Source organism: Quatrionicoccus australiensis, from assembly GCF_020510525.1.
In the GTDB taxonomy this organism is placed as follows: domain Bacteria; phylum Pseudomonadota; class Gammaproteobacteria; order Burkholderiales; family Rhodocyclaceae; genus Azonexus; species Azonexus australiensis_B.
Genome location: NZ_CP075188.1, coordinates 345,991 through 372,072 on the forward strand (window position 1 = coordinate 345,991; position 26,082 = coordinate 372,072).

Genomic DNA, 26,082 nt, shown 5'->3' on the forward strand with positions numbered 1-26,082 from the left:
ATGGTCTTTGTCGGCGGTGACTAATCATTGTCTCCGCTTTGGATAACAAAATTGCCGTCGTGCACCGCTGGGTGCCCGGCCGTTGAAGGAAGTTCGATATGCCGACTATCAACCAGCTCGTGCGCAAGCCGCGCGTTGCCGAGGTCACCAAGAGCAAGGTGCCTGCTCTGGAAAAATGCCCGCAAAAACGTGGCGTTTGCACCCGTGTTTACACCACTACCCCGAAAAAGCCGAACTCCGCTCTCCGCAAGGTTTGCAAGGTTCGTCTGACGAATGGCTTTGAAGTCATTTCGTACATCGGCGGTGAAGGCCACAATCTGCAGGAACACTCCGTGGTTCTGATTCGTGGTGGTCGTGTCAAGGATTTGCCGGGTGTGCGTTATCACACCGTGCGTGGCTCCCTGGATACCCAGGGCGTCAAAGATCGTAAGCAGTCCCGTTCCAAGTACGGGGCCAAGCGTCCGAAGGCTGCCTGATCCATTAGGTAGCTTAAGTAAGTGGCCGTCCTTTTGGGCGGTCGGGAGAGGCCGGGAGGGTAAAACCCTAGCCCGGCTTTTCAACTGAATCGTGTTTATTTAGAGGTCAATATGCCCCGTCGTCGTGAAGTACCCAAGCGTGACATTCTGCCGGATCCGAAGTTCGGTAATGTCGAAGTCTCCAAGTTTGTGAATGCCATCATGCAAAGCGGCAAGAAGTCTGTTGCCGAGCGTATTGTTTATGGTGCTTTTGAGATCATTGCCACCAAGGGTGGCAAGGATCCTCTTGAAGTGTTCAGCGCTGCCATGAGCAACGTCAAGCCGATGGTCGAAGTCAAGTCCCGTCGCGTCGGTGGTGCCAACTACCAGGTGCCGGTTGAAGTTCGTCCGGCTCGTCGCGCTGCTCTGGCCATGCGTTGGTTGCGTGAGTCCGCTCGCAAGCGTTCGGAAAAGTCCATGGGTCAGCGTCTGGCCGCCGAAATGCTGGAAGCTGCCGAAAATCGTGGCGGCGCTGTCAAGAAGCGTGACGAAGTGCACCGTATGGCCGAAGCCAACAAGGCTTTTGCTCACTTCCGCTTCTAATTTCAAAGGGCTCTAACGTGGCACGTAAAACTCCCATCGAGCGCTACCGCAATATCGGTATCAGCGCGCACATCGACGCCGGCAAGACGACGACGACTGAACGTATCCTTTTCTACACCGGTGTTAATCACAAGATCGGCGAAGTTCATGATGGTGCAGCCACCATGGACTGGATGGAGCAGGAGCAAGAGCGCGGTATTACCATTACTTCCGCTGCGACTACCTGTTTCTGGAGTGGCATGGACAAGCAGTTCCAGCCGCACCACATCAATATCATCGATACCCCGGGGCACGTTGACTTCACCATTGAAGTTGAGCGCTCCATGCGTGTTCTCGACGCTGCCTGCATGGTTTACTGTGCGGTCGGTGGCGTGCAGCCGCAGTCGGAAACCGTGTGGCGCCAAGCCAACAAGTACGGCGTGCCGCGTCTGGCCTTTGTGAACAAGATGGACCGTTCCGGTGCCAACTTCTTCAAGGTGGTTGATCAGCTCAAGCTGCGCCTGAAGGCCAATCCGGTGCCTATCGTTATCCCGATTGGTGCTGAAGAGAAGTTCGAGGGTGTTGTTGATCTGATCAGAATGAAGGCAATCTTCTGGGATGAGGCTTCGCAGGGTATGAAGTATGAAGCCCGCGATATTCCTGCTGATCTGGTTGATGATGCCAATGCTTGGCGCGAGCAGATGGTTGAGGCTGCTGCAGAAGCATCAGAAGAGCTGATGAATCGCTACCTGGAAAATGGCGAGCTTTCCGAAGCCGACATCATTCTTGGTCTGCGCACCCGCACTCTCGCTTGTGAAATCCAGCCGATGCTGTGCGGTACCGCCTTCAAGAACAAGGGCGTTCAGCGCATGCTTGATGCGGTGATCGAGTTGCTGCCGTCGCCGATCGACATTCCGCCGGTCAAGGGCATTCTCGAGAACGAAACCGAAGGCGAGCGTCGTGCTGCCGACGACGAAGCTTTCTCCGCTCTGGCTTTCAAGATCATGACCGATCCGTTTGTTGGTCAGCTGATCTTCTTCCGCGTCTATTCGGGTGTGATCAACTCTGGTGACACCGTTTACAACCCGGTCAAGGGTCGTAAGGAGCGTCTGGGTCGCATCCTGCAGATGCACGCCAATCAGCGCGAAGAAATCAAGGAAGTGCGCGCTGGCGATATTGCCGCTGCCGTGGGTTTGAAGGAAGCCACCACTGGCGATACGCTGTGTGATCCGGCCAAGGTCATCACCCTTGAGCGCATGGTTTTCCCGGAGCCGGTGATTCACGTTGCCGTCGAGCCGAAAACCAAGGCTGACCAGGAAAAGATGGGTCTGGCACTGGGTCGTCTGGCGCAGGAAGATCCGTCCTTCCGTGTGCGTACCGATGAGGAGTCCGGCCAGACCATTATTTCCGGTATGGGCGAATTGCACCTTGAAATTCTGGTTGACCGTATGCGTCGCGAATTCAATGTTGATGCTTCCGTCGGTGCGCCGCAGGTGGCTTATCGCGAATGCATCAAGAAGTCGGTCGAGCAGGAAGGCAAGTTCGTCAAGCAGTCCGGTGGTCGCGGTCAGTTCGGTCACGTCTGGCTCAAGATTGAGCCGAACGAAGCCGGCAAGGGTTACGAGTTCGTCGATGCCATCAAGGGTGGTGTTGTTCCTCGCGAATTCATCCCGGCGGTTGACAAGGGGCTGCGCGATGCCGTGACCAGTGGTGTTCTGGCTGGCTTCCCGGTTGTTGATGTCAAGTTCACGCTGTTCGATGGTTCCTACCACGACGTTGACTCGAACGAAAACGCATTCCGTATGGCTGCCTCCATGGCTTTCAAGGAAGGCATGAAGAAAGCCAGCCCGACGCTGCTCGAGCCGATGATGGCGGTTGAAGTCGAAACCCCGGAAGATTACATGGGTAACGTTATGGGCGACCTTTCATCCCGTCGTGGCATCGTCCAAGGCATGGAAGATCAGGTTGGTGGCATCAAGCTTGTCAAGGCTGAAGTGCCGCTGTCCGAAATGTTTGGTTACTCGACCTCCCTGCGCTCGTTGTCGCAAGGTCGCGCTACCTACTCGATGGAATTCAAGCACTACACCGAAGCGCCGAAGAACGTCGCCGAGGCTGTCATTAACAAGAAGTAATTGCTGGAGAACCGATAATGGCAAAAGAGAAATTTGAACGTACCAAGCCGCACGTAAACGTCGGCACGATTGGTCACGTTGACCACGGCAAGACGACGCTGACGGCTGCGATCACCACGGTGCTGGCTGCCAAGTTTGGTGGTGCTGCCAAGGCATACGACCAGATCGATGCGGCGCCGGAAGAAAAGGCTCGTGGTATTACCATCAATACCGCCCACGTCGAATACGAAACCGCAAATCGTCACTACGCCCACGTTGATTGCCCGGGTCACGCTGACTACGTCAAGAACATGATTACCGGTGCTGCCCAGATGGACGGCGCCATTCTGGTCTGTTCCGCTGCTGACGGCCCGATGCCGCAAACCCGCGAACACATCCTGCTGGCTCGCCAGGTTGGTGTGCCGTACGTTCTGGTGTACATGAACAAGTGCGACATGGTTGACGATGCCGAGCTGCTCGAGCTGGTCGAAATGGAACTGCGCGAACTGCTGTCCAAGTACGATTTCCCGGGTGATGACACCCCGATCGTTCATGGTTCCGCTCTGAAGGCCCTCGAAGGCGACCAGTCCGAAATTGGCGAGCCGTCGATCTTCCGTCTGGCCGATGCGCTGGACTCCTACATTCCGACCCCGGAGCGTGCTGTTGATCTGCCGTTCCTGATGCCGGTTGAAGACGTCTTCTCGATCTCTGGTCGCGGTACCGTGGTGACCGGTCGTATCGAGCGTGGCGTTGTCAAGGTTGGTGAAGAAATCGAGATCGTCGGTATCCGTCCGACCGTCAAGACCACCTGTACCGGTGTTGAAATGTTCCGCAAGCTGCTTGATCAAGGTCAGGCTGGCGACAACGTTGGCGCGCTGCTGCGTGGCACCAAGCGTGAAGATGTTGAACGTGGTCAAGTGCTGTGCAAGCCGGGTTCGATCACCCCGCACACCCACTTCACTGGCGAAGTGTACGTTCTGTCGAAGGATGAAGGCGGTCGTCATACCCCGTTCTTCAACAACTACCGTCCGCAGTTCTACTTCCGCACGACCGACGTGACCGGCGCGATTTCGCTGCCGGAAGGCGTTGAAATGGTTATGCCGGGTGACAACATTCAGATGACGGTCAAGCTGATTGCGCCGATCGCCATGGAAGATGGTCTGCGCTTCGCTATCCGCGAAGGTGGTCGCACCGTTGGCGCCGGTGTCGTCGCCAAGATCATCGAGTAATTCGTTCTTTTTGAAAATTCGGGGTGAGGGCAACTTCACCCCATCGTTCTTTGGAAAACAAAATGGCAAACCAGAAAATCCGTATCCGTCTCAAGGCTTTTGACTATCGCCTGATTGATCAATCCGCTCAGGAAATCGTTGAGACGGCCAAGCGCACTGGCGCTGTTGTTCGTGGTCCGGTGCCGCTGCCGACCCGTAAGCAGCGTTTCGATATCCTGCGTTCGCCGCACGTCAACAAGGCTTCGCGTGATCAGCTGGAAATTCGTACCCATCTGCGTCTGATGGATATCGTTGATCCGACCGATAAAACCGTCGATGCGCTGATGAAGCTGGATCTGCCGGCTGGCGTGGACGTCGAAATCAAGTTGCAGTAATAAAGGGTTGCGGATATAATCCGCGCCTTTCGGGGGTGGCCGTAACTGGCTGCCCATTTGTTGTTTTACATCGACCGGCCAATCGCAGCCGGCGATGAGGAGAATAACCATGAGTCTAGGCCTTGTTGGTCGCAAGGTTGGCATGACTCGCATTTTTGCTGAGGATGGTGCTTCCATTCCGGTAACTGTGCTTGACGTGTCCAACAATCGCGTGACCCAAGTAAAAACGCCGGAGATCGATGGCTACGCAGCCATTCAGGTCGGTTTCGGCAAGCGCCGTGCCTCCCGCGTTTCCAAGCCCATTGCTGGCCATTTGGCCAAGGCGGGTGTGGAAGCCGGGCATGTCCTCAAGGAATTCCGTATCGATGCTGAGCAGCTGGCCACTTTCAAGGCTGGTGATCAGATTGCTGTCACTATTTTTGCTGAAGGGCAAAAAGTTGATGTGACCGGCACTTCTATCGGTAAGGGTTTCCAGGGCGGCATCAAGCGTCACAACTTCAGTTCCAACCGTGCTACCCACGGTAACTCGCTGTCGCACAATGCGCCGGGTTCCATTGGTATGGCGCAGGATCCGGGTCGTGTTTTCCCGGGTAAGCGCATGGCTGGCCATATGGGTGATGTGCAGTCCACGATGCAGGGCTTGACGGTTGTTCGCGTCGATGCTGAGCGTCAGCTTCTGCTGGTTCGCGGCGCCGTTCCGGGTGCCAAGGGTGCCGACATTGTCGTGCGTCCGGCAGTCAAGGCTTAAGGGGGGCGACATGGAACTCAATGTAATTAACGAGCAGGGACAGGAAGCTGCCAAGTTGCAGGCTTCTGACGTGCTTTTCGGTCGCGACTTCAATGAAGCGCTGGTGCATCAGATCGTCGTGGCTTATCAGGCCAATGCGCGCTCCGGTGATCGTCAGCAGAAGGATCGCTCGGAAGTTCGTCACACTACCACCAAGCCGTGGCGCCAAAAGGGTACGGGTCGTGCCCGTGCTGGTAGCAATGGCAGCCCGTTGTGGCGTGGGGGCGGTCGGATCTTCCCGAATTCGCCTGAAGAAAATTTCAGCCAGAAGGTTAACAAGAAGATGTTCCGCGCCGGTATGGCTGCGATTCTCTCCGAGTTGGCCCGTCAAGGTCGTCTGGTCGTCATCGATGATCTGACCATTGATGCTCCCAAGACCAAGCTCTTCTCGCAAAAGCTGAAGACCCTGGGTTTGGAAGGCAATCTTCTGGTGGTTACGGATGTGCTCAGCGAGAATCTGTACCTCTCGTCGCGCAACCTGCCGAATGTTCTGGTGCTTGAAGCTCAAGAAGCTGATCCGGTCTCTCTGGTTCGCTTTGCCAAGGTTCTGGTTACCAAGAATGCAGTGGCCAAGTTCGAGGAGATGTGGGGATGAACCAACAACGTCTGATGCAGGTGCTGCTGGCGCCGCAAATCTCCGAGAAGGCTACCTATATTGCCGAAAAGTATGAGCAGGTGATTTTCCGTGTTGCTTCCGATGCTACCAAGCCGGAAATCAAGGCCGCGGTTGAATTGCTGTTCAAGGTTGAGGTTGAGTCCGTTCAGGTCGCCAACGTCAAGGGCAAGGTCAAGCGTTTCAAGGGTTCGGTTGGTCGTCGCAAGGGCTGGAAAAAAGCCTATGTGAGCCTGAAGCCGGGCCAGGAAATCAATTTCGTTGAAGGGGGGAATGCCTAATGGCACTCGTTAAAGTCAAGCCGACTTCCCCCGGCCGTCGCGCCGTGGTGCAGGTCGTCAATCCGAATCTGCACAAGGGCAAGCCGTTTGCTGCTCTGGTTGAGGCGAAGTCGGGTAATGCCGGTCGCAACAACAACGGTCGTATCACGGTTCGTCACCAAGGTGGCGGTCACAAGCAGTCCTATCGTGTCATCGATTTCAAGCGCAACAAGGACGGGATTCCGGCCAAGGTTGAGCGTCTTGAATACGACCCGAACCGCACTGCGAATATCGCTCTGGTTTGCTACGCAGATGGCGAGCGTCGCTACGTCATTGCCAATAAAGGCATGGTTGTCGGTCAGCAGATCATGAGTGGTTCCGAAGCTCCGATCAAGTCCGGTAATGCTCTTCCGATCCGCAACATTCCGGTCGGTACCACCATTTGCTGCGTCGAAATGATGCCGGGCAAGGGTGCTCAGTTGGCTCGCTCAGCCGGTACTTCGGTTCAGCTGCTGGCGCGTGAAGGTACTTATGCGCAGATCCGTCTGCGTTCTGGCGAAGTGCGTCGCGTGCATGTTGAATGTCGCGCCACAATCGGTGAAGTTGGTAACGAAGAAAACAATCTGCGCAAGTTCGGCAAGGCCGGTGCGATGCGTTGGCGTGGTATTCGTCCGACTGTTCGTGGTACTGCCATGAATCCGGTTGATCACCCGCACGGTGGTGGTGAAGGCCGTACTGGCGAAGGTCGTGTGCCGGTTAACCCGTGGGGTCAGCCTACCAAGGGTTACCGCACTCGCAGCAACAAGCGCACGGACAGCATGATCGTTCAGCGCCGTCATAAGCGTTAAGGGGTAGGAAATGGGACGTTCTCTCAAAAAAGGCCCGTTTGTTGATGCGTATCTGATCGACAAGGTCGAAGCAGTTCGCGCCACAAGCGACAAGCGCCCGATCAAGACCTGGTCGCGTCGTTCGACGATCCTCCCCGAGTTTATCGGTCTGACGATCGCTGTTCATAATGGCAAGCAGCATATTCCGGTGTTTGTCACCGAGAATATGGTCGGTCACAAGCTCGGCGAGTTCTCGCTGACCCGGACGTTCAAGGGTCACACCGCCGGCAAGAAGGCCAAGAAGTAAGGAGCTGACATGGAAACTCGTGCAAGTCTGCGGGGCGTACGCCTCTCTGCGCAAAAAGGTCGCCTCGTTGCTGACCTGGTGCGTGGCAAGCCGGTTGGTCAGGCTCTGAACATCCTGGCATTCTCCCCGAAAAAGGGGGCTGGTATCGTCAAGAAGGTTCTGGAGTCGGCTATCGCCAACGCCGAACACAATGACGGCGCTGATATCGACGAACTCAAGGTGAAAATCATCTACGTCGAAAAAGGCATGGTGCTCAAGCGCTTTACGGCGCGCGCCAAGGGTCGTGGCAATCGGATCGTCAAACCGACCTGCCATATCTATCTGACCGTTGGTAACTAAGGAATAGCCATGGGACAGAAAATACATCCGACTGGCTTCCGTCTGGCCGTCACCAAGAACTGGAGTTCGCGCTGGTATGCTGCCAGCAAGGACTTCCCGGGCATGCTGAACGAAGACATCAAGGTTCGCGAATACCTCAAGCGTAAGCTCGCTCACGCTTCGGTTGGTCGCGTCCTGATCGAGCGTCCGGCCAAGAATGCTCGCGTAACCGTTTTCTCGGCTCGTCCGGGTGTGGTTATCGGCAAGAAGGGTGAAGACATCGAGCAGCTGCGTACGGATCTTCAGCGCATCATGGGCGTTCCTGTCCATGTGTCGATCGAAGAAATTCGCAAGCCGGAAATCGATGCTCAGCTGATTGCTGACTCGATCGCTCAGCAACTCGAAAAGCGCATCATGTTCCGTCGTGCCATGAAGCGTGCGATGCAAAATGCCATGCGTCTTGGTGCCCAGGGCATCAAGGTGATGAGTGCTGGTCGTTTGAACGGTGCTGAAATCGCCCGTAGCGAATGGTATCGCGAAGGTCGCGTGCCGCTCCATACGCTGCGTGCAAATATCGACTATGCAACCTCTGAAGCTTTGACCACGTACGGCATCATCGGTATCAAGGTCTGGGTTTACAAGGGTGACATGCTTGATCGCAACGAGCAGCCGGAAGTTGTTGAGCCGGCCGCTGATGATCGCAAGCCGCGTCGTAATCCGGGTAAGCCGGAAGGCGACAAGCCGCGTACCCGTACGGTGAAAAAGCCGGAAGGCGACGGCGCTCCGGCCAAGCGTGTAAGAAAGGCAGGTGCCTAAATGCTGCAACCGAATCGTCGCAAGTTCCGCAAGGAACACAAGGGCCGTAATGAAGGTCTGGCGACCCGTGGTACGAAGGTTTCCTTCGGCGAATGGGGCCTCAAGGCCATTGGCCGTGGTCGTCTGACTGCGCGTCAAATCGAAGCAGCCCGTCGTGCCATGACCCGTCACATCAAACGTGGCGGCCGTATCTGGATCCGTATTTTCCCGGACAAGCCGATTTCCAAGAAGCCGGCAGAAGTTCGTATGGGTAACGGTAAGGGTAACCCGGAATATTGGGTTGCCGAGATCCAGCCGGGCAAGGTGCTTTATGAGATGGATGGTGTCAATGAAGCGCTGGCTCGCGAGGCGTTTGCCCTTGCTGCTGCCAAGTTGCCGATTGCTACCACCTTCGTGACTCGTCATCTGGGGTAATCATGAAAGCTAGTGAACTGAGAACCAAGAGCGTGGACGAGCTCAACAAGGAATTGCTGGACCTTCTGAAGGCCCAGTTCGGTCTGCGTATGCAGCTTGCTACCCAGCAGCTGTCCAATACCAGCCAAATGTCCAAGGTGCGTCGCGACATTGCTCGCGTCCGCACGCTTATCCGTGAAAAGGCGGTGCAGCAATGAGCGAGACCTCCAGTATCAAGCGTACTCTGATCGGTCGCGTTGTTAGCGACAAGATGGAGAAGACGGTTACCGTCCTTGTCGAACGTAAGGTCAAGCACCCGATGTACGGCAAGATTATGGTCCGTTCGAAAAAGTATCACGCCCATAACGAAGGCAACACGGCACGTGCAGGCGATCTCGTTGAGATCGTTGAAACCCGCCCGATGTCCCGTACCAAGACCTGGGCAGTGACCAGCGTTCTGGAAAAAGCGATCGTCGTCTGACGAAAGTTTCCATAAACGCTTGCGTAGTTTAAAAGAGGCCGGTATAATCCGGCTTCTTTTTTGCTGCTGGCCAGTTCTGGGCACGGCAAAGGTGTTCGACCCGTACGGGTTCCAAGACTGACCGCGCAGGCGGATTAAGTTGGAGTAAATTTAAATGATTCAGATGCAGACAACGCTGGATGTCGCCGATAACACCGGTGCACGTTCAGTAATGTGTATCAAAGTGCTGGGTGGATCCAAGCGTCGCTATGCCGGCATTGGTGACATCATCAAGGTCAGCATCAAGGATGCTGCCCCGCGTGGTCGTGTCAAGAAGGGTGATGTTTATAACGCCGTGGTGGTTCGTACCGCCAAGGGTGTTCGTCGTCCGGATGGCTCGCTGGTGCGCTTTGACGGCAATGCCGCCGTTCTTCTCAACAACAAGCTCGAGCCGATTGGCACGCGCATCTTTGGCCCGGTAACCCGCGAACTGCGTACCGAGCGCTTTATGAAGATCGTGTCCCTGGCTCCTGAAGTGCTGTAAGGAGAAATACATGGAAAAGATTCGTAAGGGTGACGACGTTGTCGTCATTACCGGTAAAGACAAAGGCAAGCGCGGTACTGTGCTGAGTCGTGTCGGTGAAGAGCATGTGCTTGTTGAAGGTGTCAATCGTGCCAAGAAGCACGTGAAGCCGAATCCTGTTAAGGGTGTGGCTGGTGGCATCGTCGACAAAGATATGCCGATTCATCTCTCCAATGTTGCGCTCTTCAATCCCGCGACCAAGAAAGCCGACCGTGTTGGCTTCAAGGCGCTCGAAGATGGCCGCAAGGTTCGCGTGTTCAAGTCGAACGGCGAACTGGTAAACGCATAAGGAGCAGTCATGGCGCGTTTGCAGCAGTTTTACAAAGAAACCGTCGTTGGCGATATGTCGAAGCAGTTCGGCTACAAGTCAGTGATGGAAGTGCCGCGCATTACCAAGATTACCCTGAATATGGGTGTTGGTGAGGCAGTGGCTGACAAGAAAGTTCTCGAGAACGCCGTTGGTGACATGCAGAAAATCGCAGGTCAAAAGCCGGTTACGACCAAGGCTCGCAAGTCCATTGCAGGCTTCAAGATTCGTGATGGTTATCCGATTGGTTGTATGGTCACGTTGCGTGGTCCTCGCATGTTTGAGTTCCTGGATCGTCTGGTTACCGTTGCGTTGCCGCGTGTTCGCGACTTCCGTGGTATTTCTGGCAAGGGCTTCGATGGCCAGGGTAACTACAACATGGGCGTCAAAGAACAGATCATTTTCCCGGAAATCGAGTACGACAAGATCGATGCTCTTCGGGGTATGAATATCAGTATCACCACGACCGCAAAGACCGATGCAGAAGCGAAAGCTCTGCTCGCAGCGTTCAAGTTCCCGTTCAAGAATTGAGGCAGTCATGGCAAAACTTGCTCTGATCAACCGTGAAGAAAAGCGCCGCAAAATGGTAGCGCAGTACGCAAAAAAGCGTGCAGCACTCCAGGCGATTATCAACGATGCGAGCCTCTCTGACCAGGAGCGTTATGACGCTCGTCTGAAGTTTCAGGCTCTGCCGCGTAATTCGAGCCCGTCTCGTTTGCGCAACCGCTGCCAGCTGACCGGTCGTCCGCGTGGTGTTTTCCGTAAATTCGGTCTGTGCCGTCACAAGATTCGCGAACTCGCCTTCAACGGCGAAGTTCCGGGTGTTGTTAAAGCCAGCTGGTAAGAGGAGATTCAGAAATGGCTATGAGCGATCCTATCGCGGACATGCTGACTCGCATCCGTAACGCCCAGCTCGCCGAGAAGGCGTCTGTCTCCATGCCGTCTTCCAAGGTGAAGGTTGCTATCGCAGCCGTGCTGAAGGACGAGGGTTACGTTGATGAGTTCGTTGTTCGCGAAGCTGATGGTAAGGCAACTCTTGAAATTGGTTTGAAGTACTACGCAGGTCGCCCGGTTATCGAGCGTATCGAGCGCGTTTCCAAGCCTGGTTTGCGTATTTACAAGGGTTGTGACGATATTCCCCGTGTCATGAATGGTCTTGGTGTGGCTATTGTTTCCACGCCCAAGGGTGTCATGACTGATCGCAAGGCTCGTGCCAGCAAGGTTGGCGGCGAAGTTCTTTGCATCGTGGCGTAACGGAGGAACCATGTCTCGTATTGGTAAGAATCCTATTGTCGTCCCCGCCGGCGTTGAAGTGACGGTTGGTGAGCAGATTACGGTCAAGGGCCCCCTGGGTGTCCTCAAGACCGCGGCACACCCTTCTGTTCAGGTTGTCGTTGAGGGGCAAAGCGTCCAGGTTTCCAAGGTTGAAGGTGCTGTCAATGGCAGCGCTATGTGGGGCACCATGCGTGCCAACCTCAACAACATGGTGACCGGTGTTTCCAAGGGTTTTGAAAGAAAGCTGCAGCTGGTTGGCGTGGGTTACCGCGCCCAGGCTCAGGGCGACGTCCTGAACCTCTCGCTCGGCTTCTCGCATCCCGTGGCGCACAAGATGCCCGTTGGTGTGAAAGTTGAGTGCCCGACCCAGACCGAAATCCTGATCAAGGGTTCGGACAAGCAGCAGGTCGGCCAGGTTGCCGCCGAAGTTCGTGCGTATCGCAAGCCAGAGCCCTATAAGGGCAAGGGCGTTCGGTACTCGGACGAAGTGGTGGTCATCAAGGAAACCAAGAAGAAGTAAGGGTGGCATATGTTTAACAAGAAACAAGCGCGTCTGCGCCGTTCCCGCCAAACCCGGGCCAAAATTGCCGAGCTCAAGGCTGTGCGTCTGTGCGTTAATCGCACGAACCTGCACATCTATGCACAGATCATTTCCGCCACTGGTGGCGAAGTTCTGGCTTCGGCTTCCTCGCTGGATAAGGACGTTCGCAAGGACCTCCCGAACGGCGGTAACAAGGCTGCTGCCACCAAGATTGGCACGCTGATTGCCGAGCGCGCCAAGGCCGCCGGTATTGAGCAGGTGGCTTTTGATCGTTCCGGTCTTCAGTACCATGGTCGTGTTCAGGCGTTGGCGGAAGCTGCGCGTGAAGCCGGTCTGAAGTTCTGATCGCCGCGAAAGGATAAGGTTAGAAAATGGCTAAACCTGAAAGAAACAAGAAGCCGCAGCAAGCTGAAGAGCGTGATGACGGCATGCGCGAAAAGATGGTTGCGGTTAACCGCGTCACCAAGGTGGTGAAGGGCGGTCGTATCCTCGGTTTCGCAGCTTTGACGGTTGTCGGCGACGGCGACGGTGGTATCGGCATGGGCAAGGGCAAGTCCCGTGAAGTGCCGGTCGCCGTTCAGAAGGCAATGGAAGAGGCGCGTCGCAAGATGGCCAAAGTCAGCCTGAAGAGCGGTACGGTGCACCATACTGTCATGGGTCGTCACGGTGCTACCACCGTCATGATTCAGCCGGCTCCGGACGGTACCGGCATCATCGCAGGCGGCGCAATGCGTGCCGTCTTCGAAGTCGTCGGTGTGACGAACGTTGTTGCCAAGGCTCACGGTTCGACCAATCCCTACAACATCGTGCGTGCCACCATCGACGGTCTGTCGAAGGTTAATACGCCGGCCGAAATCGCCGCCAAGCGCGGTCTCTCGGTCGAACAGATCCAGGGGTAAGTCATGGCTGACAAGAAAATCAAAGTGACGCTCGTCAAGAGCATCATCGGCACCAAGCAGGATCACCGCGCCACTGTGCGTGGGCTCGGCTTGCGCAAGCTGAACAGTTCCGCTGAACTGGAAGATACGCCGGCTGTCCGCGGCATGATCCAGAAGGTTCAGTATCTCGTTAAGGTTGAGGGTTAAGCCATGCGTCTGAATACCATCAAGCCCGCTGAAGGCTCCAAGAAGGCTGCCAAGCGCGTTGGTCGCGGTATCGGTTCCGGTCTCGGCAAGACTTGTGGCCGTGGCCACAAAGGCCAGAAGTCGCGTTCCGGCGGCTTCCACAAGGTCGGTTTCGAAGGCGGTCAAATGCCTTTGCAACGTCGTCTGCCCAAGCGCGGTTTCAATTCCATGACCCGTGCCCGTCATTACGAAGTTCGTCTGACGGATCTGGATCGTCTGCCGATCGAAGAAATCGATCTGCTGGCCCTGCAGGCTGCCGGCATTGTTCCTGGTGATGCACTGGCCGCCAAAGTCATTTTGTCGGGTGCCATCACCCGTAAGGTGACGCTCAAGGGCGTTGGCGCAACCAAGGGTGCCAAGGCTGCTATCGAGGCCGCCGGCGGCGCGGTCGCTGAGTAATACGAAGAGGTAGAACGTTGGCAGCAAATCCCAATACTGTTGGCAAAGGCGGCAAATTCGGCGATCTGAAGCGCCGCCTTTGGTTCCTGCTCGGTGCTCTGGTTGTGTATCGCATTGGCGCGCACATTCCGGTTCCCGGGATCGATCCCAACGTTCTTTCCGATCTCTTCAATACGCAGAAGGGCGGCATTCTGGGCATGTTCAACATGTTCTCGGGTGGTGCCCTGTCGCGTTTCACCATCTTTGCTCTTGGGATCATGCCGTACATTTCGGCCTCGATCATCATGCAGCTGATGAGTGTCGCCAGCCCGCAGCTGGAAGCGCTCAAAAAGGAAGGTGAAGCCGGGCGTCGCAAGATCACGCAATACACCCGCTACGGTACGCTTGCGCTCGCAGTTTTCCAGGGCTTGGGCATCGCCGTTGCACTGGAAGCTCAGCCTGGCCTGGTTTCCGATCCCGGTTTCCTGTTTCGTTTGACGACGGTCACCACGCTGGTGACTGGAACGATGTTCCTCATGTGGCTCGGTGAACAAATTACCGAGCGTGGCCTGGGTAACGGCATCTCGATCATCATTTTCGGTGGTATCGCCGCCGGCTTGCCGAACGCCATTGGTGGCCTGCTCGAACTGGTTCGTACCGGCGCCATGCATCCGCTGACCGCGCTGGTCATCTGCTTGCTCGTAGTGGTTGTGACCGCTTTCGTGGTATTTGTAGAGCGTGGCCAACGCAAAATCCTGGTTAATTACGCCAAGCGCCAGGTTGGCAACAAGATTTACGGCGGTCAGAGTTCGCATCTGCCGCTCAAACTGAACATGTCGGGTGTCATTCCGCCGATCTTCGCCTCGTCCATCATCTTGTTCCCGGCAACGGTTGCAGGCTGGTTCGGTTCCAGCGACTCGATGCACTGGCTGAAGGACGTCGCAGGTACCCTTTCGCCGGGTCAGCCTATCTATGTGATGTTGTATGCTGCCGCGATCGTGTTCTTCTGCTTCTTTTACACGGCGCTGGTCTTCAACTCCAAAGAAACCGCAGACAACCTCAAGAAAAGCGGTGCCTTCGTTCCCGGTATTCGTCCGGGGGAGCAGACGGCTCGTTACATCGACAAGATTTTGATGCGCCTGACACTGATTGGTGCTGCATACATTACGGTCGTTTGTCTGTTGCCCGAGTTTTTGATTCTCAAGTGGAACGTGCCGTTTTATTTCGGTGGCACTTCACTTTTGATTATCGTGGTCGTGACCATGGACTTCATGTCCCAGGTTCAGGCTTATGTCATGTCGCACCAATATGAAAGTCTCTTGAAGAAAGCCAATTTCAAGGGATCACCAATGATCAAGTAAAAACGTATGGCCAAGGAAGATTACATTGAAATGCTGGGCGAGGTTGTTGAAAACCTCCCGAATGCCACCTTCAAGGTGAAGTTGGAAAATGGCCATATCGTGCACGGTTTTATCTCCGGGAAGATGCGCATGCACTACATCCGCATCCTTCCTGGTGACAAAGTCACCGTGCAACTGACGCCTTACGATTTAACCAAGGCGCGGATTGTTTTCCGCGCCAAGTAAAGATTCTCTACGCAATAAACCGCAGGGCAAGGAAACACGGCTGCTTCCAAGCCCCGCAGACGAGGAGTGAAACATGAAAGTGCAACCTTCAGTGAAGCGCGTATGCCGCAACTGCAAAGTCATCCGTCGCAAGGGTGTCGTACGTGTCATTTGCAAGGACCCGCGTCATAAGCAGCGTCAAGGTTAATTCCCTGACATTGTCCGGCATTTGTTAATTTTCGAAATAGTGGAGTGATTCAATGGCCCGTATTGCAGGGGTAAACATTCCGAACCATCAGCATGCAGAAATCGCTCTTACTGCGATTTTTGGCATCGGCCGTACCCGCGCACAGAAAATCTGTGACGCGGCCGGTATCGTTCGTTCTACCAAAATGAAAGACCTGTCCGATGCGGACATGGATCGTCTGCGTGATGAAGTAGGCAAGTTCACTGTTGAAGGTGATCTGCGCCGCGAAGTCACCATGAACATCAAGCGTCTGATGGACCTCGGTTGCTACCGCGGTCTGCGCCATCGCAAGGGCTTGCCCTGCCGTGGTCAGCGCACCCGTACGAATGCACGTACCCGCAAGGGCCCGCGCAAAGCCATCGCTGGCAAGAAGTAATAGGGACAGAACATGGCTAAGACTGCTACCAAAGTTCGCAAAAAAGTTAAGAAGAACGTGGCCGAGGGCATCGCCCACATCCACGCCTCTTTCAATAACACCATCATTACCATTACCGACCGTCAAGGCAACGCACTGTCTTGGGCAACGTCCGGTGGTGCCGGCTTCCGCGGTTCGCGCAAGTCGACCCCGTTCGCTGCTCAGGTTGCTGCTGAAGCCGCCGGTAAGGCCGCTCAGGAATGTGGCGTCAAGAACGTTGAAGTTCGCATCAAGGGCCCCGGTCCCGGTCGTGAATCCTCTGTCCGTGCGCTCAACGCACTGGGCATGAAGATCACCTCCATTTCCGACGTGACGCCGGTGCCGCACAACGGTTGCCGTCCGCCCAAAAAGCGCCGCATTTAAGGAGAAAGACAAGTGGCTCGTAATCTCGATCCGAAATGCCGTCAGTGCCGCCGCGAAGGCGAAAAGCTTTTCCTCAAGGGCGAAAAGTGCTTCACCGACAAGTGCGCCATTGAGCGTCGTTCTTATGCACCTGGTCAACACGGCCAGAAGTCTGGTGCCCGTCTGTCTGACTACGGTGTTCACCTGCGTGCAAAGCAGAAAATCCGTCGTGTCTATGGCGTGCTGGAAGGCCAGTTCCGCAGGACTTTTGCCGAAGCTGATCGCCGCAAGGGTCAGACCGGTGAAAACCTTCTGCAACTGCTCGAAGCCCGTCTGGACTCCGTTGCTTACCGCATGGGCTTTGGCGCCTCGCGCACCGAATCCCGTCAGATCGTCCGCCACAACGGCGTTCTGGTTAACGGCAAGCGCGTGAACATCCCGTCTTTCCTGGTCAAGCCGGGTGACGTGGTGCAACTGACTGACCGTGCCCGCGCTTCCCTGCGTTGCAAGGCTGCTCTCGAAGCCGCCGAGTCCCGTGGTTTCCCGGAATGGGTTGCCGTGGATGTCAAGGAAGGCAAGGGAACGTTCAAGGCCATGCCGCAGCGCTCCGAGCTGCCGTCGACCCTGAACGAAGGTCTCGTCATCGAACTTTACTCGAAGTAATCACTGAGCTGAGGAATTTAGCCCATGCAAAGCAGTGGACTTCTGAAACCCCGCATTATCGACGTGCAGAGCGTTTCGCCGGTGCAAGCCAAGGTTGTGATGGAGCCGTTCGAACGCGGCTACGGTCACACCCTGGGCAATGCCCTGCGTCGCATCCTGCTGTCGTCCATGCCGGGTTACGCACCGACCGAAGTCGGTATCGAGGGTGTGCTTCACGAGTACTCCACCGTTGATGGTGTTCAGGAAGATGTCGTCGACATCCTTCTGAACCTCAAGGGTATCGTGTTCAAGTTGCACAACCGCGATGTGGTAACGCTCAATCTGGTCAAGGAAGGTGAAGGCGCTGTTCGTGCCGGCGATATCGAATTGCCGCATGACGTCGAAATCATCAATCCGGAACACGTGATCGCTCACCTTTCTCCTGGCGGCAAGCTGACCATGGATATCAAGGTCGAGAAGGGTCGCGGTTATGTCCCGGGTAACGTCCGTAATCTGGGCGATTCCAAGACCATCGGCAAGCTCGTGCTGGATGCATCGTTCAGCCCGATCCGTCGCGTTGCCTACGCTGTTGAAAGCGCTCGCGTCGAACAGCGTACCGATCTGGACAAGCTGATCGTTGATATCGAAACCAACGGTGTTGTCGAGCCGGAAGAAGCCATCCGTTACGCTGCCCGCGTGCTGATGGAACAACTTTCCGTCTTCGCCGATCTGGAAGGTACCGCTCCTGTGGCCGAGGCTTCCAAGCCGGCCCAGGTTGATCCGGTCCTGCTCCGTCCGGTTGATGATCTTGAACTGACCGTTCGCTCCGCGAACTGTCTCAAGGCCGAGAACATTTACTACATCGGCGATCTTATTCAGCGTACCGAGAATGAACTTCTCAAGACCCCGAATCTGGGTCGCAAGTCGTTGAACGAGATCAAGGAAGTGCTCGCCGCACGTGGCTTGACTCTAGGCATGAAATTGGAAAATTGGCCGCCCGCCGGTCTGGAAAAGGTCTAAAGACCTTTTCCGGCTCGGGCCGTCAAGGGACGCCTGCAGAACATAGAAAGGATTAACCATGCGTCACCGTTTGGGACTTCGCAAACTCAACCGTACCAGCAGCCATCGCCTGGCGATGCTGCGCAACATGACTGTTTCCCTGCTCAAGCACGAGGCCATCAAGACCACGTTGCCGAAGGCCAAGGAACTGCGCCGTGTTGTTGAACCGATCATCACCCTCGGCAAGAAGCCGACGCTGGCTAACAAGCGTCTGGCCTTTGACCGTCTGCGTGACCGCGAAATCGTGGTCAAGCTGTTCGCCGAAATCGGCCCGCGTTACGCAACGCGTCCGGGTGGCTACCTTCGCATCCTGAAGTGTGGCTTCCGCGTTGGCGACAATGCACCGATGGCTTTTGTCGAGCTGCTTGATCGTCCGGAGCCTGCAGAGGCTGTGGAAGTGGATGAAACTGCTGAATAAGCATTTCAGACAAAATTGAAAAGGCCGGGAATTCCCGGCCTTTTTTTCGTTCACATTTCCCGTGTCACGGGCAATCAATGACCATCAGCGAAACGTCATCGGTCGCCAGCATCCCGTCAAGGTGCTTGGTTAGCGCAGCGTCGATTTGTTCGAAGCGGGCACTTGGCGAGGTGTTGGCGACGGCGTTGGTGATTCCGGCAACCTCGAATTGGGCGCCTTCCCGGTTGCGTGCTTCGAGCAGGCCATCCGAACAAAGGACGATCTGGCTTTCTGCGCTCCAGGTGAAGTTGACCGGCTGGCAATCCATCTCTTCGTTATTGACGATCCCCAGTGGCAAGTTTGCCGGCGCAAAGACTTTTTCCGTACGTCCCCAGCGGTCGAACATGAATGCTTCCGGGGTGCCGCCCACCCATATTTCGCCGGTTCTAGCCTCTTCATCCAGGCAAACCAGGGTCGCCGCAACGAAACGTCCAACCGGCATTGATTCCTTCAGTTGCTGGTTGAGTTCGAGAATGATGTCGCGCACGGTATGGTTGCGTCTGGCCAGCCGATAAAAAATTGCCAGAACGGGTAGCGCACTGATCGCCGCCGTCAGGCCGTGGCCGGTTGCGTCGGCGAGAAGGGCGTAAAACCGTCCTTCCGGGGAGCGACTTGCGGCGACGATATCGCCGCTGAAGCTCTCCGCCGCGATGACTTTGTACTTCAGCCGTTCATCGGTCAGCCCATGTCGATGCAACTGCTTCTCCATCAGGCGCATCGCAAGATGCTGTTCGTTCTGGGTCTGGTCGTAATAGGCCTGCAGCAAGCGTGCATTTTCATGCAGCTTTTGTTCGGCGATCTTGCGATCCGAAATGTCCCGGATGACGCCGATGAACATCCTCTTGTTGTCGAGAATAATCTCGCTGATGCCCAGCGTCACGGGAAAGTGGTGACCATCCTTGTGCAGGGCTTCGACCTCGCGCTCGGCACCAATGACAGTGCCAAGACCCTTGGCGGTATAACGCGCCATGTAATTTTCATGCTCGCTGCCGTAGGATTCCGGCATCAGCATCTTTACGTTCTGGCCGATCAATTCGCTGACCGACCAGCCGAATGTTCGAACCGCGGAGCGGTTGACCGACGCGATGATGCCTTTTTCATCGACCGTGATGATGGTATCCAGAACGTTGTCGGAAATGGTCTGAACCCGGCGCAACGAATCGATGGATTCCTGTTGCATGCCGAGCGAACGCTGCACCGAGCGCAACTTGGCTTCAAGTACGACAAAGTTGATCGGTTTGGTCAGGTAATCATCGGCACCGGCATCAAGTCCTTCGACCAGGTTTTCGTCACGATTGAGTGCTGACAGGAAGATGATCGGCGTCCACCGCTCACGGGTCATTCCCTTGATGCGGCGAGCTGCCTCGAAGCCATCCATGATCGGCATCATGATGTCGAGCAGGACCAGGTCCGGCGCATCGGCTTCAAAGCGACGGACAGCTTCTTCCCCGTTTTCGGCAAGAATGACGTCGTGTCCCAGTTTCTTCAGAAAGACCTGAAGAATATGCAGGTTGGTCCGGTTGTCATCAACCGCCAGCACCTTCATCTTGTTCATAACCTGACTCATGATTGGCAGTGAATCCTAATTCTTTGGAGAGTCGGAAGAGATGGTGGCTACCGCGATATTGCCGCAGCCTTCATACCTGATGCTGGCGAAGCTCATCATGCGGGCGAGGGCAATGCCCCGGCCATTCGGATCGCAGGCACGTTCGGGCGAGAATTCAAGAAAATCTTGCCAGGCAAAACCGCTGCCTTCATCGGTGATGCGCAGGGTGATGTCGTTCGCACTACGCAAGAAATTGATTCTTACCCGCTTGCCGACATTGTCGGGGTGCGCCAGGCGGCGATCGATTTCCGCTTGCCAGTTGTCTTCGAGTTTGAGTGTCGATTTTTCCTGGTAACTCAAGCCCAGGTTGCCGTGTTCAACGGCGTTGATCAGCAATTCCGAGATGCCGAGAACGGCACGGTCAGCATCGGGACAAGCCTGGGCAATGAAGGATGCGAGTTGGCCGGCTTCTTCGATGGTGCGAATGGAAAAGTCGCCCTGGGTCAGGAACTGCAGCGAATTGATGTGGTCGTTCAGCCGCCGGCGCAAGGAGTCATGGGCTTTGGCGTCAGTCAGCGCGGCATGCACGATCGCGAACAGTGCATCTCGCCGGTAAGGCTTGGTCAGGTAGTAATAGGCCCCGGCTTCCAGCCCCTCGCGAATCTCGCTGGCGGTGTCGGCTGCGGTTTGCAGGATGACCGGGATGTCGGACAGGCGCGGTGTTTCCTTGATGCGGCGGAGCAAACCGATGCCGTCCAGACCTGGCATCATGCGATCGAGCAGGATGACATCAAAGCTTTCGGCCGGATCAAGCAGGATTTGCCAGGCAGTCTCGCCGTCACAGGCAGTGCGCAAGGAAAAATTGCTTTCACTGTCGAAGTATTCGCAAAGAATCTCGAGGTTCAACTCCTCGTCGTCTACAACCAGTACCCGTGATTTATTCATGTTGGCCCGACTGATCTGTCCAGGGATTGAGTGGCAAGGTAACGGTAAAGCAGGCTCCGGCCCCGGCGCTGTTTTCGGCAACAATCGTACCACGGTGCAGCGCAACTATCTCCCGGCAGATCGCCAGCCCGAGGCCGGTACCGCCCGCTCCGGTCTTGGTGAGCCGGCTCTGGACGAACTTGCCGAAAATGCTCTCCAGCTCGTCAGGCGGAATGCCGAGGCCCTGATCAATGAAACGGATACCCAGTGCTGGCTGGATTTTGCCATTTTCGTCGGGTTGACCGCCGGGAAGCTGGCTCGCGAACAGTTGTACCGCGATGTGGCCTCCGGCAGGCGAGAACTTGATCGCATTGGCCAGCAGATTGTGGATCACCTGCTCGATGCGCAATGGATCGCAGACAATTTCGCTGTGCGGCGTTACGCAGTCGATCGCCAGCGTCAGTTTGCGGGCCTGCAACAGGGAGTCGAGTTGGGCGCCGGCGTGTCTGATCAAAGCCAGCAACTCGGTACGCGTGTGGTTGAGGTTGGAGCGTCCAGCCTCCAGCTTGGCCAGGTCGAGCAGTTCGTTGATGAGTGCCAGAAGGCGCTGGGCGCTGTGGCCGATCCGGTCGAAATACTGGGCGAGCTTGTCGTGATTGCTGGCGTCTGCCCTGTCCTTGCCCAGTTCGGAAAAGCTCAGGATGGCATGCATCGGGGTGCGCAACTCGTGCGACATGTTGGCGAGAAACTCCGATTTGGCGATATTGGCGGCCTGGGCCTGGCGGAGCGCTTCATCCAGCCGGATGGTCCGTTCGGCAACGAGATCCTGCAGATGGTCACGGTGCAGTTGCAGCTCGCGCAGCGCTTCCTTGCGTTCCGAGATGTCGACGGCAATGCCCAGATAGCCGCAGATTTCGCCGGCGATGTCGCGTTGGGCGGTAACCACGAGAGCCACCGTCAAACGCTGGCCATCCTTGCGGAGATAGCTCCATTCGCGCTGCTCGGACTCGTGCCGCCGGGCGATTGCGACAAAAGCGGCAAAACCTGCAACAGGTTCGCCAAGTTCGCGGCTCAACTCGTCTGCGCGCTCGGCGACCTCCTGCGGATCATGGATGATCAACGGTGTTTGTCGGCCGAGCATCTCCGTGGCGGAATAGCCGAGCATCTTTTCGGCGCCTTTGTTGAATACGGTAATCAGGCCGTCCGGCTGACAGGAAATGATGGCAACTTCGGTTGCTGCATCGAGGACGGATTGCATCAGCAGATTGGCCGCCAGCAGCGCGGCCTCGAAATGCTTGCGCTCGGTAATGTCGGAGACTGATCCGGCGATCCGGACGGGCTTGCCGGTGCCGTCGCGTACCGCTTCGCCCCTGACGCGTACCCAGCCTTCTTCGCTGTGCGGCTTGATGATGCGTAGTTCGACATCGAACGCTGTGTTCTCGCGGAAGTGACGGCGCAGGGCAAGTCTGCGTTTGCTGGCGTCGTCCGGATGAATGCGCTGGATGTAGGCGGCAACCGAGTCCGGCATGGCCGTGGCGGGAATGCCGAATATTTCCGCCATGCGGGGAGACATGTACTCTTCGCCGGTCTGCAGGTTCTGATCCCACAGGCCGTCGTTGGAGCCGGCATTGGCCAGGCGAAGGCGCTCTTCCGACTGTCTCAGGTCGGTCGTGATTCGCCGGACATAGCGTTCTGCCCGCTGGCGTTGGTTCGCCTGATGGAAGACCAGAAGGGCGAGCGACAGGCTGGCTAGCAAGCCACCGTAGAGGATCAGCTTGGCCGTATCGAGGCCCCTTGTGGCGGCAGGTTCAAGTGCCTGGCCGTAATGCAGTATCCAGTTGCGGCCGCCGAAATCGATCTCGTGATGCAGGATCTGCTCGCTTGTCTCCCCTTCGCTGGCGGTTTGCGAAGTGAACATCAGTTGCGGAGGAACCGGCGGATCGGGGCGGTAATTGCCGCCGTCATCGTATATCTTCAGGCCGAACTGGCTGTGCCAGTTGTGACTGAGCGAAGCAATGAACTCATCGACATGGTAGGCGCAGAGCACGATGCCGCTGAAGGCACGGCGCCGTTCAGCCACGTTGTTGAGCGGCATGCCGGGACGGTAGACCGCCTGAATCAGCTGAAAACTGGTGCGCCGGGTCTTCTGGTCGGTGATTAGCGTGATGGGGCCGGACAGGGTGATGTCGTGGCTGGCGATGGCCTGTTCGATCGCTTCTCTCCGGACGTTTTCGGAGAGCAGGTTGAAACCGATGGCCGAGCGCAGATCCTTGTTGTCTGGCGCGATAAAAGTGATGGGTAATGCAAGCTCATTGCCCGGCGGCGGATGGATTTCGAAATTACGCTGTCCGCTTGCCGCGTGGGCCGCAAGGAATTTTGCCCGTTGAGCAGGGTTGACCGCTGGCGCATAGGCAAATGCAAACAGCCCGGTCAGATTGCGGGCAATGTCGATTTCCTTGGTGAAACGTTGCCATGCGGCAGGGTCCTGGCCGCCACTCGCGGTTGCAAAGGCTTGCAGCGAGCGCAGAAACTGGCCTTGCAGGCGCAGGTGATTGCGGATCTCGGCGGTTTGGGCTGCGCTTTCGCGGATATGGCTTTCCTCGCGCGCCGTGTTGGCGATATCCGATTGCCAGCGCCAGGCGGCCAGCGTCGCACCAGCCAGCAGTGCGAAGACCAGCAGTGACCACAACCAGCGCGCCGCGTTGCGTCGATCACTTGCTGTGGTGACTAGGTGGCGGGACATTGACGGGGCGGGTTCCGAAATCCTCAAACCGCGATTATCGCGCGTCCGGTGTGGTCTGGTCTTCCTGTTGCTGCATGGTCCACATGCGGGCATAACTGCCGCCGGCTTCAAGCAGTGCGCCGTGGGTGCCGCGCTCGATGATGCGGCCATCGCTCATGACCAGGATTTCGTGCGCGTTCATCACTGTCGACAGGCGGTGTGCGATGGTCAGGGTCGTCCGGCCGACGGCGGCCAGTTCGAGCTGGCCCTGGATGGCGCGCTCGGTGGCTGAGTCTAGGGCCGAGGTGGCTTCGTCAAAAATCAGGATGGGCGGATTCTTGAGCAGGGCGCGGGCGATTGCGACGCGCTGCTTTTCGCCGCCGGAGAGCTTGAGGCCGCGCTCGCCGACCCTGGTTTCGTATTTGTTGGGCAGCGACTCGATGAAATCGTGCAACTGCGCTGCACGTGCTGCCGCAATCACTTCCTCGCGGCTCGCCTCGGGGCGACCGTAGTTGATGTTGTAGAAAATGCTGTCATTGAACAGCACGGTGTCCTGCGGCACGATGCCGATCGCGGCGCGCAGGCTGGTTTGTTTCAGGCTGCGCAGGTCGAGCCCGTTGATCCGGATGGCGCCGCCGCTGACGTCGTAGAAGCGATAGAGCAGGCGCGACAGCGTCGATTTGCCGGCCCCTGAGTGGCCAACCACGGCCACGGTCCGGCCCGGCTCGACGGCAAAACTGAGTTTTTTCAGGATCGCCCTTTCCGGTTCGTAGGCGAAGTCGACCGCATCGAAATTGATCTGCAGCGGGCCGGGCGGCAGGTCGCGCGCATCGGGGGCATCGGCGATTTCACGATCGGTCTTGAGCAGGTTGAACATGCGCTCGATATCGGTCAGTGCCTGACGGATTTCGCGGTAGACGATGCCGAGGAAGTTCAGCGGCATGTAGAGCTGGATCAGGAAGGCATTGACCAGTACGAGATCGCCGATCGTCATCGTGCCGGCCACGACGCCGCTCGCGGCGCGCCACATCATGGCGGTGACGCCGAGCGCGATGATCGCCTGCTGGCCGAGATTGAGGAAGGCGAGCGTGGTCTGGCTGCGGGTTGCCGCGTCTTCCCATTTGAGCAGTTGCTCGTCGTAACGGCGGGCTTCCCAGGCTTCGTTGTTGAAGTACTTGACCGTTTCGTAGTTGAGCAGGCTGTCGACCGCCCGGCTGTTGGCTGCGGAGTCGTTTTCATTGACGGCACGGCGGATGTCGATGCGCCAGTTGCTGACCTTGATCGTGAACACGATGTAGGCGAGCAGCGAAACGAGGGTGATCAGCACGTAACCGCCGTCGTATTTGACAAAGAGAATGCCGAGCACCAGGCCGATTTCGACCAGGGTCGGCAGGATGGAATACAGCGTGTAGGAAATCAGGCTGGAAATCGAGCGCGAGCCGCGCTCGATGTCGCGCGACACGCCGCCGGTCTGGCGCTCGAGATGAAAGCGCAGGCTGAGCGAATGCAGGTGGCCGAAAACTTCCAGCGAAACCTGGCGGACGGCGCGCTGGGTGACGCGGGCGAAGAGGATTTCACGCAGTTCGGTGAACAGCGCCGTGGAAAAACGCAGCAAGCCGTAAAGCGCGAGCAGCAAGGCCGGCAGGGCGAGCAGCTGTTGCGGACCGGAGAGGCCGTCGATCATCTCCTTGAAGATCATCGGTACGCCGACATTGGCCACCTTGGCGCCGACCAGGCAGGCGAGTGCGGCGAGTACACGCAGGCGATAACGCCACAGATAGGGGAACAGCGTGCGCAAGGTCAGCCAGACATGGCGCTCGGGCAGGGGCTGGCCAGCCGGTGGCTTGGGGAGGGCGGTGCTGTGACGCATGGGGAAATCTGCTTTGCTGGAATTTGCTTGACTCGCCAGTATATGAAAACTGGCCGCTTTCCGCGAAAATCCGCTTTTATTTTGAATTTGGGCAAATCATGGACGTCGACCGCCTCACCCTGCCGGAAAAGCATTCCACCCTGCGTGTCGTGCCGATGCCGGCCGATCTCAATCAGAACGGCGACGTTTTCGGCGGCTGGGTCATGGCCCAGGTCGACGTGGCCGGTGCGATTCCCGCCATGCGCCGGGCGCGCGGTCGGGTGGCGACGGTTTCCGTGCACTCCTTCCTGTTCAAGCAGCCGGTGTCGGTTGGCGATATCGTCAGTCTTTATGCCGATATCGTGCGGGTTGGCGCCACCTCGATTACCGTCAAGGTCGAGGTCTATGCCGAGCGCAATTACGCCGATCCGGTTGTCGTCAAGGTGACCGAGGCCGAGCTGACCTACGTGGCGATCGACGCCGCCGGCAAGAAGCGCCAGCTGCCAGCCGAAAAAGATTGAAAATGTAATAAAATCGGGCGGTTAATCAATATGCCCGCCTTCGAGGGAGTGAA

38 protein-coding genes are annotated in these 26,082 nt (G+C 56.9%); 34 read left to right on the top strand and 4 right to left on the bottom strand.

Going from position 1 to position 26,082, the window contains the following annotated elements; genetic code table 11:
• The first annotated feature begins 98 nt into the window (after nucleotides 1-98).
• From rpsL to rplQ, 33 genes are all read left to right on the top strand, one after another.
• Nucleotides 99-476 (top strand): 30S ribosomal protein S12, encoded by a 378-nt coding sequence (gene rpsL, locus KI612_RS01590; RefSeq protein ID WP_066879509.1) that lies wholly within the window; start codon nucleotides 99-101, stop codon nucleotides 474-476.
• A gap of 111 nt (nucleotides 477-587) precedes the next feature.
• Nucleotides 588-1,058: a 30S ribosomal protein S7 gene (gene rpsG / locus KI612_RS01595; RefSeq protein ID WP_226442097.1), complete on the top strand. Its 471-nt coding sequence runs from the start codon at nucleotides 588-590 to the stop codon at nucleotides 1,056-1,058.
• 17 nt (nucleotides 1,059-1,075) lie between these two features.
• Nucleotides 1,076-3,169 (top strand): elongation factor G, encoded by a 2,094-nt coding sequence (fusA, locus tag KI612_RS01600; RefSeq protein WP_226442098.1) that lies wholly within the window; start codon nucleotides 1,076-1,078, stop codon nucleotides 3,167-3,169.
• A gap of 17 nt (nucleotides 3,170-3,186) precedes the next feature.
• A complete protein-coding gene (gene tuf, locus KI612_RS01605) occupies nucleotides 3,187-4,377 on the top strand; it encodes an elongation factor Tu (RefSeq protein WP_226442088.1) in 1,191 nt (396 codons plus the stop codon).
• 62 nt (nucleotides 4,378-4,439) lie between these two features.
• Nucleotides 4,440-4,751, top strand: a complete 312-nt coding sequence (rpsJ, locus tag KI612_RS01610; protein ID WP_011286086.1) for a 30S ribosomal protein S10 — start codon at nucleotides 4,440-4,442, stop codon at nucleotides 4,749-4,751.
• A gap of 109 nt (nucleotides 4,752-4,860) precedes the next feature.
• Complete coding sequence (rplC, locus tag KI612_RS01615; RefSeq protein WP_226442099.1) at nucleotides 4,861-5,499, top strand: 50S ribosomal protein L3; 639 nt, start codon at nucleotides 4,861-4,863, stop codon at nucleotides 5,497-5,499.
• A gap of 10 nt (nucleotides 5,500-5,509) precedes the next feature.
• Nucleotides 5,510-6,133: a 50S ribosomal protein L4 gene (rplD, locus tag KI612_RS01620; RefSeq protein WP_226442100.1), complete on the top strand. Its 624-nt coding sequence runs from the start codon at nucleotides 5,510-5,512 to the stop codon at nucleotides 6,131-6,133.
• The gene (rplW, locus tag KI612_RS01625) at nucleotides 6,130-6,432 is read left to right on the top strand and encodes a 50S ribosomal protein L23 (RefSeq protein ID WP_226442101.1); all 303 of its coding nucleotides are present in this window, start codon (nucleotides 6,130-6,132) and stop codon (nucleotides 6,430-6,432) included. Before rplD ends, rplW begins: the two co-directional genes overlap by 4 nt.
• Nucleotides 6,432-7,259, top strand: coding sequence for a 50S ribosomal protein L2 (gene rplB, locus KI612_RS01630; protein WP_226442102.1), 828 nt, complete (start codon nucleotides 6,432-6,434; stop codon nucleotides 7,257-7,259). Before rplW ends, rplB begins: the two co-directional genes overlap by 1 nt.
• Before the next feature lie 10 nt (nucleotides 7,260-7,269).
• Nucleotides 7,270-7,545 (top strand): 30S ribosomal protein S19, encoded by a 276-nt coding sequence (gene rpsS / locus KI612_RS01635; protein WP_066879986.1) that lies wholly within the window; start codon nucleotides 7,270-7,272, stop codon nucleotides 7,543-7,545.
• Between the two features lie 9 nt (nucleotides 7,546-7,554).
• On the top strand, nucleotides 7,555-7,884 hold the full coding sequence (gene rplV, locus KI612_RS01640; protein ID WP_168657806.1) for a 50S ribosomal protein L22: 330 nt from the start codon (nucleotides 7,555-7,557) through the stop codon (nucleotides 7,882-7,884).
• 9 nt (nucleotides 7,885-7,893) lie between these two features.
• On the top strand, nucleotides 7,894-8,679 hold the full coding sequence (gene rpsC, locus KI612_RS01645) for a 30S ribosomal protein S3 (protein ID WP_226442103.1): 786 nt from the start codon (nucleotides 7,894-7,896) through the stop codon (nucleotides 8,677-8,679).
• A complete protein-coding gene (rplP, locus tag KI612_RS01650; RefSeq protein ID WP_150429715.1) occupies nucleotides 8,680-9,093 on the top strand; it encodes a 50S ribosomal protein L16 in 414 nt (137 codons plus the stop codon).
• A gap of 2 nt (nucleotides 9,094-9,095) precedes the next feature.
• Nucleotides 9,096-9,290, top strand: a complete 195-nt coding sequence (gene rpmC, locus KI612_RS01655; RefSeq protein WP_027456670.1) for a 50S ribosomal protein L29 — start codon at nucleotides 9,096-9,098, stop codon at nucleotides 9,288-9,290.
• Complete coding sequence (gene rpsQ / locus KI612_RS01660; protein WP_226442104.1) at nucleotides 9,287-9,553, top strand: 30S ribosomal protein S17; 267 nt, start codon at nucleotides 9,287-9,289, stop codon at nucleotides 9,551-9,553. Before rpmC ends, rpsQ begins: the two co-directional genes overlap by 4 nt.
• Before the next feature lie 154 nt (nucleotides 9,554-9,707).
• Nucleotides 9,708-10,076, top strand: a complete 369-nt coding sequence (gene rplN / locus KI612_RS01665) for a 50S ribosomal protein L14 (RefSeq protein ID WP_028994194.1) — start codon at nucleotides 9,708-9,710, stop codon at nucleotides 10,074-10,076.
• Nucleotides 10,077-10,086: 10 nt separating this feature from the next.
• Nucleotides 10,087-10,404 carry a 50S ribosomal protein L24 gene (gene rplX, locus KI612_RS01670; RefSeq protein WP_226442105.1) on the top strand — a complete coding sequence of 106 codons (318 nt, stop codon included), beginning with the start codon at nucleotides 10,087-10,089 and terminating at the stop codon, nucleotides 10,402-10,404.
• A 9-nt stretch (nucleotides 10,405-10,413) separates the two neighbouring features.
• On the top strand, nucleotides 10,414-10,953 hold the full coding sequence (gene rplE, locus KI612_RS01675) for a 50S ribosomal protein L5 (RefSeq protein ID WP_226442106.1): 540 nt from the start codon (nucleotides 10,414-10,416) through the stop codon (nucleotides 10,951-10,953).
• A gap of 7 nt (nucleotides 10,954-10,960) precedes the next feature.
• Complete coding sequence (rpsN, locus tag KI612_RS01680) at nucleotides 10,961-11,266, top strand: 30S ribosomal protein S14 (protein ID WP_226442107.1); 306 nt, start codon at nucleotides 10,961-10,963, stop codon at nucleotides 11,264-11,266.
• A 14-nt stretch (nucleotides 11,267-11,280) separates the two neighbouring features.
• A complete protein-coding gene (gene rpsH / locus KI612_RS01685) occupies nucleotides 11,281-11,676 on the top strand; it encodes a 30S ribosomal protein S8 (protein ID WP_226442108.1) in 396 nt (131 codons plus the stop codon).
• 10 nt (nucleotides 11,677-11,686) lie between these two features.
• Nucleotides 11,687-12,217: a 50S ribosomal protein L6 gene (gene rplF, locus KI612_RS01690; protein WP_226442109.1), complete on the top strand. Its 531-nt coding sequence runs from the start codon at nucleotides 11,687-11,689 to the stop codon at nucleotides 12,215-12,217.
• Nucleotides 12,218-12,226: 9 nt separating this feature from the next.
• Nucleotides 12,227-12,583, top strand: coding sequence for a 50S ribosomal protein L18 (gene rplR / locus KI612_RS01695; protein ID WP_226442110.1), 357 nt, complete (start codon nucleotides 12,227-12,229; stop codon nucleotides 12,581-12,583).
• Between the two features lie 26 nt (nucleotides 12,584-12,609).
• Entirely contained in the window at nucleotides 12,610-13,137 is a 528-nt protein-coding gene (gene rpsE, locus KI612_RS01700; protein WP_226442111.1) for a 30S ribosomal protein S5, read from the top strand.
• Between the two features lie 3 nt (nucleotides 13,138-13,140).
• Nucleotides 13,141-13,323: a 50S ribosomal protein L30 gene (gene rpmD / locus KI612_RS01705; RefSeq protein WP_226418153.1), complete on the top strand. Its 183-nt coding sequence runs from the start codon at nucleotides 13,141-13,143 to the stop codon at nucleotides 13,321-13,323.
• Between the two features lie 3 nt (nucleotides 13,324-13,326).
• Complete coding sequence (rplO, locus tag KI612_RS01710) at nucleotides 13,327-13,761, top strand: 50S ribosomal protein L15 (protein WP_226442112.1); 435 nt, start codon at nucleotides 13,327-13,329, stop codon at nucleotides 13,759-13,761.
• A 17-nt stretch (nucleotides 13,762-13,778) separates the two neighbouring features.
• Complete coding sequence (gene secY, locus KI612_RS01715) at nucleotides 13,779-15,101, top strand: preprotein translocase subunit SecY (protein ID WP_226442113.1); 1,323 nt, start codon at nucleotides 13,779-13,781, stop codon at nucleotides 15,099-15,101.
• A gap of 6 nt (nucleotides 15,102-15,107) precedes the next feature.
• The gene (gene infA / locus KI612_RS01720) at nucleotides 15,108-15,326 is read left to right on the top strand and encodes a translation initiation factor IF-1 (protein WP_226442114.1); all 219 of its coding nucleotides are present in this window, start codon (nucleotides 15,108-15,110) and stop codon (nucleotides 15,324-15,326) included.
• A gap of 73 nt (nucleotides 15,327-15,399) precedes the next feature.
• The gene (rpmJ, locus tag KI612_RS01725; RefSeq protein WP_028994206.1) at nucleotides 15,400-15,513 is read left to right on the top strand and encodes a 50S ribosomal protein L36; all 114 of its coding nucleotides are present in this window, start codon (nucleotides 15,400-15,402) and stop codon (nucleotides 15,511-15,513) included.
• A gap of 52 nt (nucleotides 15,514-15,565) precedes the next feature.
• A complete protein-coding gene (gene rpsM / locus KI612_RS01730) occupies nucleotides 15,566-15,928 on the top strand; it encodes a 30S ribosomal protein S13 (RefSeq protein ID WP_117607664.1) in 363 nt (120 codons plus the stop codon).
• 12 nt (nucleotides 15,929-15,940) lie between these two features.
• Nucleotides 15,941-16,330: a 30S ribosomal protein S11 gene (gene rpsK / locus KI612_RS01735; protein ID WP_011286111.1), complete on the top strand. Its 390-nt coding sequence runs from the start codon at nucleotides 15,941-15,943 to the stop codon at nucleotides 16,328-16,330.
• Between the two features lie 12 nt (nucleotides 16,331-16,342).
• Nucleotides 16,343-16,972, top strand: coding sequence for a 30S ribosomal protein S4 (gene rpsD / locus KI612_RS01740; RefSeq protein ID WP_226442115.1), 630 nt, complete (start codon nucleotides 16,343-16,345; stop codon nucleotides 16,970-16,972).
• A 24-nt stretch (nucleotides 16,973-16,996) separates the two neighbouring features.
• A complete protein-coding gene (locus tag KI612_RS01745; RefSeq protein WP_226442116.1) occupies nucleotides 16,997-17,971 on the top strand; it encodes a DNA-directed RNA polymerase subunit alpha in 975 nt (324 codons plus the stop codon).
• Between the two features lie 58 nt (nucleotides 17,972-18,029).
• The gene (gene rplQ, locus KI612_RS01750; RefSeq protein ID WP_226442117.1) at nucleotides 18,030-18,428 is read left to right on the top strand and encodes a 50S ribosomal protein L17; all 399 of its coding nucleotides are present in this window, start codon (nucleotides 18,030-18,032) and stop codon (nucleotides 18,426-18,428) included.
• 64 nt (nucleotides 18,429-18,492) lie between these two features.
• On the opposite strand, the gene KI612_RS01755 is transcribed toward rplQ, so the two are convergent.
• The 4 genes from KI612_RS01755 to KI612_RS01770 are packed head-to-tail and all read right to left on the bottom strand — an operon-like array spanning nucleotide 18,493 to nucleotide 25,529.
• Nucleotides 18,493-20,034, bottom strand: coding sequence for a SpoIIE family protein phosphatase (locus KI612_RS01755; RefSeq protein ID WP_226442118.1), 1,542 nt, complete (start codon nucleotides 20,032-20,034; stop codon nucleotides 18,493-18,495).
• 15 nt (nucleotides 20,035-20,049) lie between these two features.
• Entirely contained in the window at nucleotides 20,050-20,958 is a 909-nt protein-coding gene (locus KI612_RS01760; protein WP_226442119.1) for a response regulator, read from the bottom strand.
• Nucleotides 20,951-23,680, bottom strand: coding sequence for a CHASE domain-containing protein (locus KI612_RS01765; protein ID WP_226442120.1), 2,730 nt, complete (start codon nucleotides 23,678-23,680; stop codon nucleotides 20,951-20,953). The genes KI612_RS01760 and KI612_RS01765 overlap by 8 nt, the downstream gene beginning before the upstream one ends.
• Before the next feature lie 34 nt (nucleotides 23,681-23,714).
• Nucleotides 23,715-25,529: an ABCB family ABC transporter ATP-binding protein/permease gene (locus KI612_RS01770; protein ID WP_226442121.1), complete on the bottom strand. Its 1,815-nt coding sequence runs from the start codon at nucleotides 25,527-25,529 to the stop codon at nucleotides 23,715-23,717.
• 98 nt (nucleotides 25,530-25,627) lie between these two features.
• On the opposite strand from KI612_RS01770, the gene KI612_RS01775 reads away from it, so the two are divergent.
• The gene (locus KI612_RS01775; RefSeq protein WP_226442122.1) at nucleotides 25,628-26,029 is read left to right on the top strand and encodes an acyl-CoA thioesterase; all 402 of its coding nucleotides are present in this window, start codon (nucleotides 25,628-25,630) and stop codon (nucleotides 26,027-26,029) included.
• Nucleotides 26,030-26,082 lie beyond the last annotated feature (53 nt).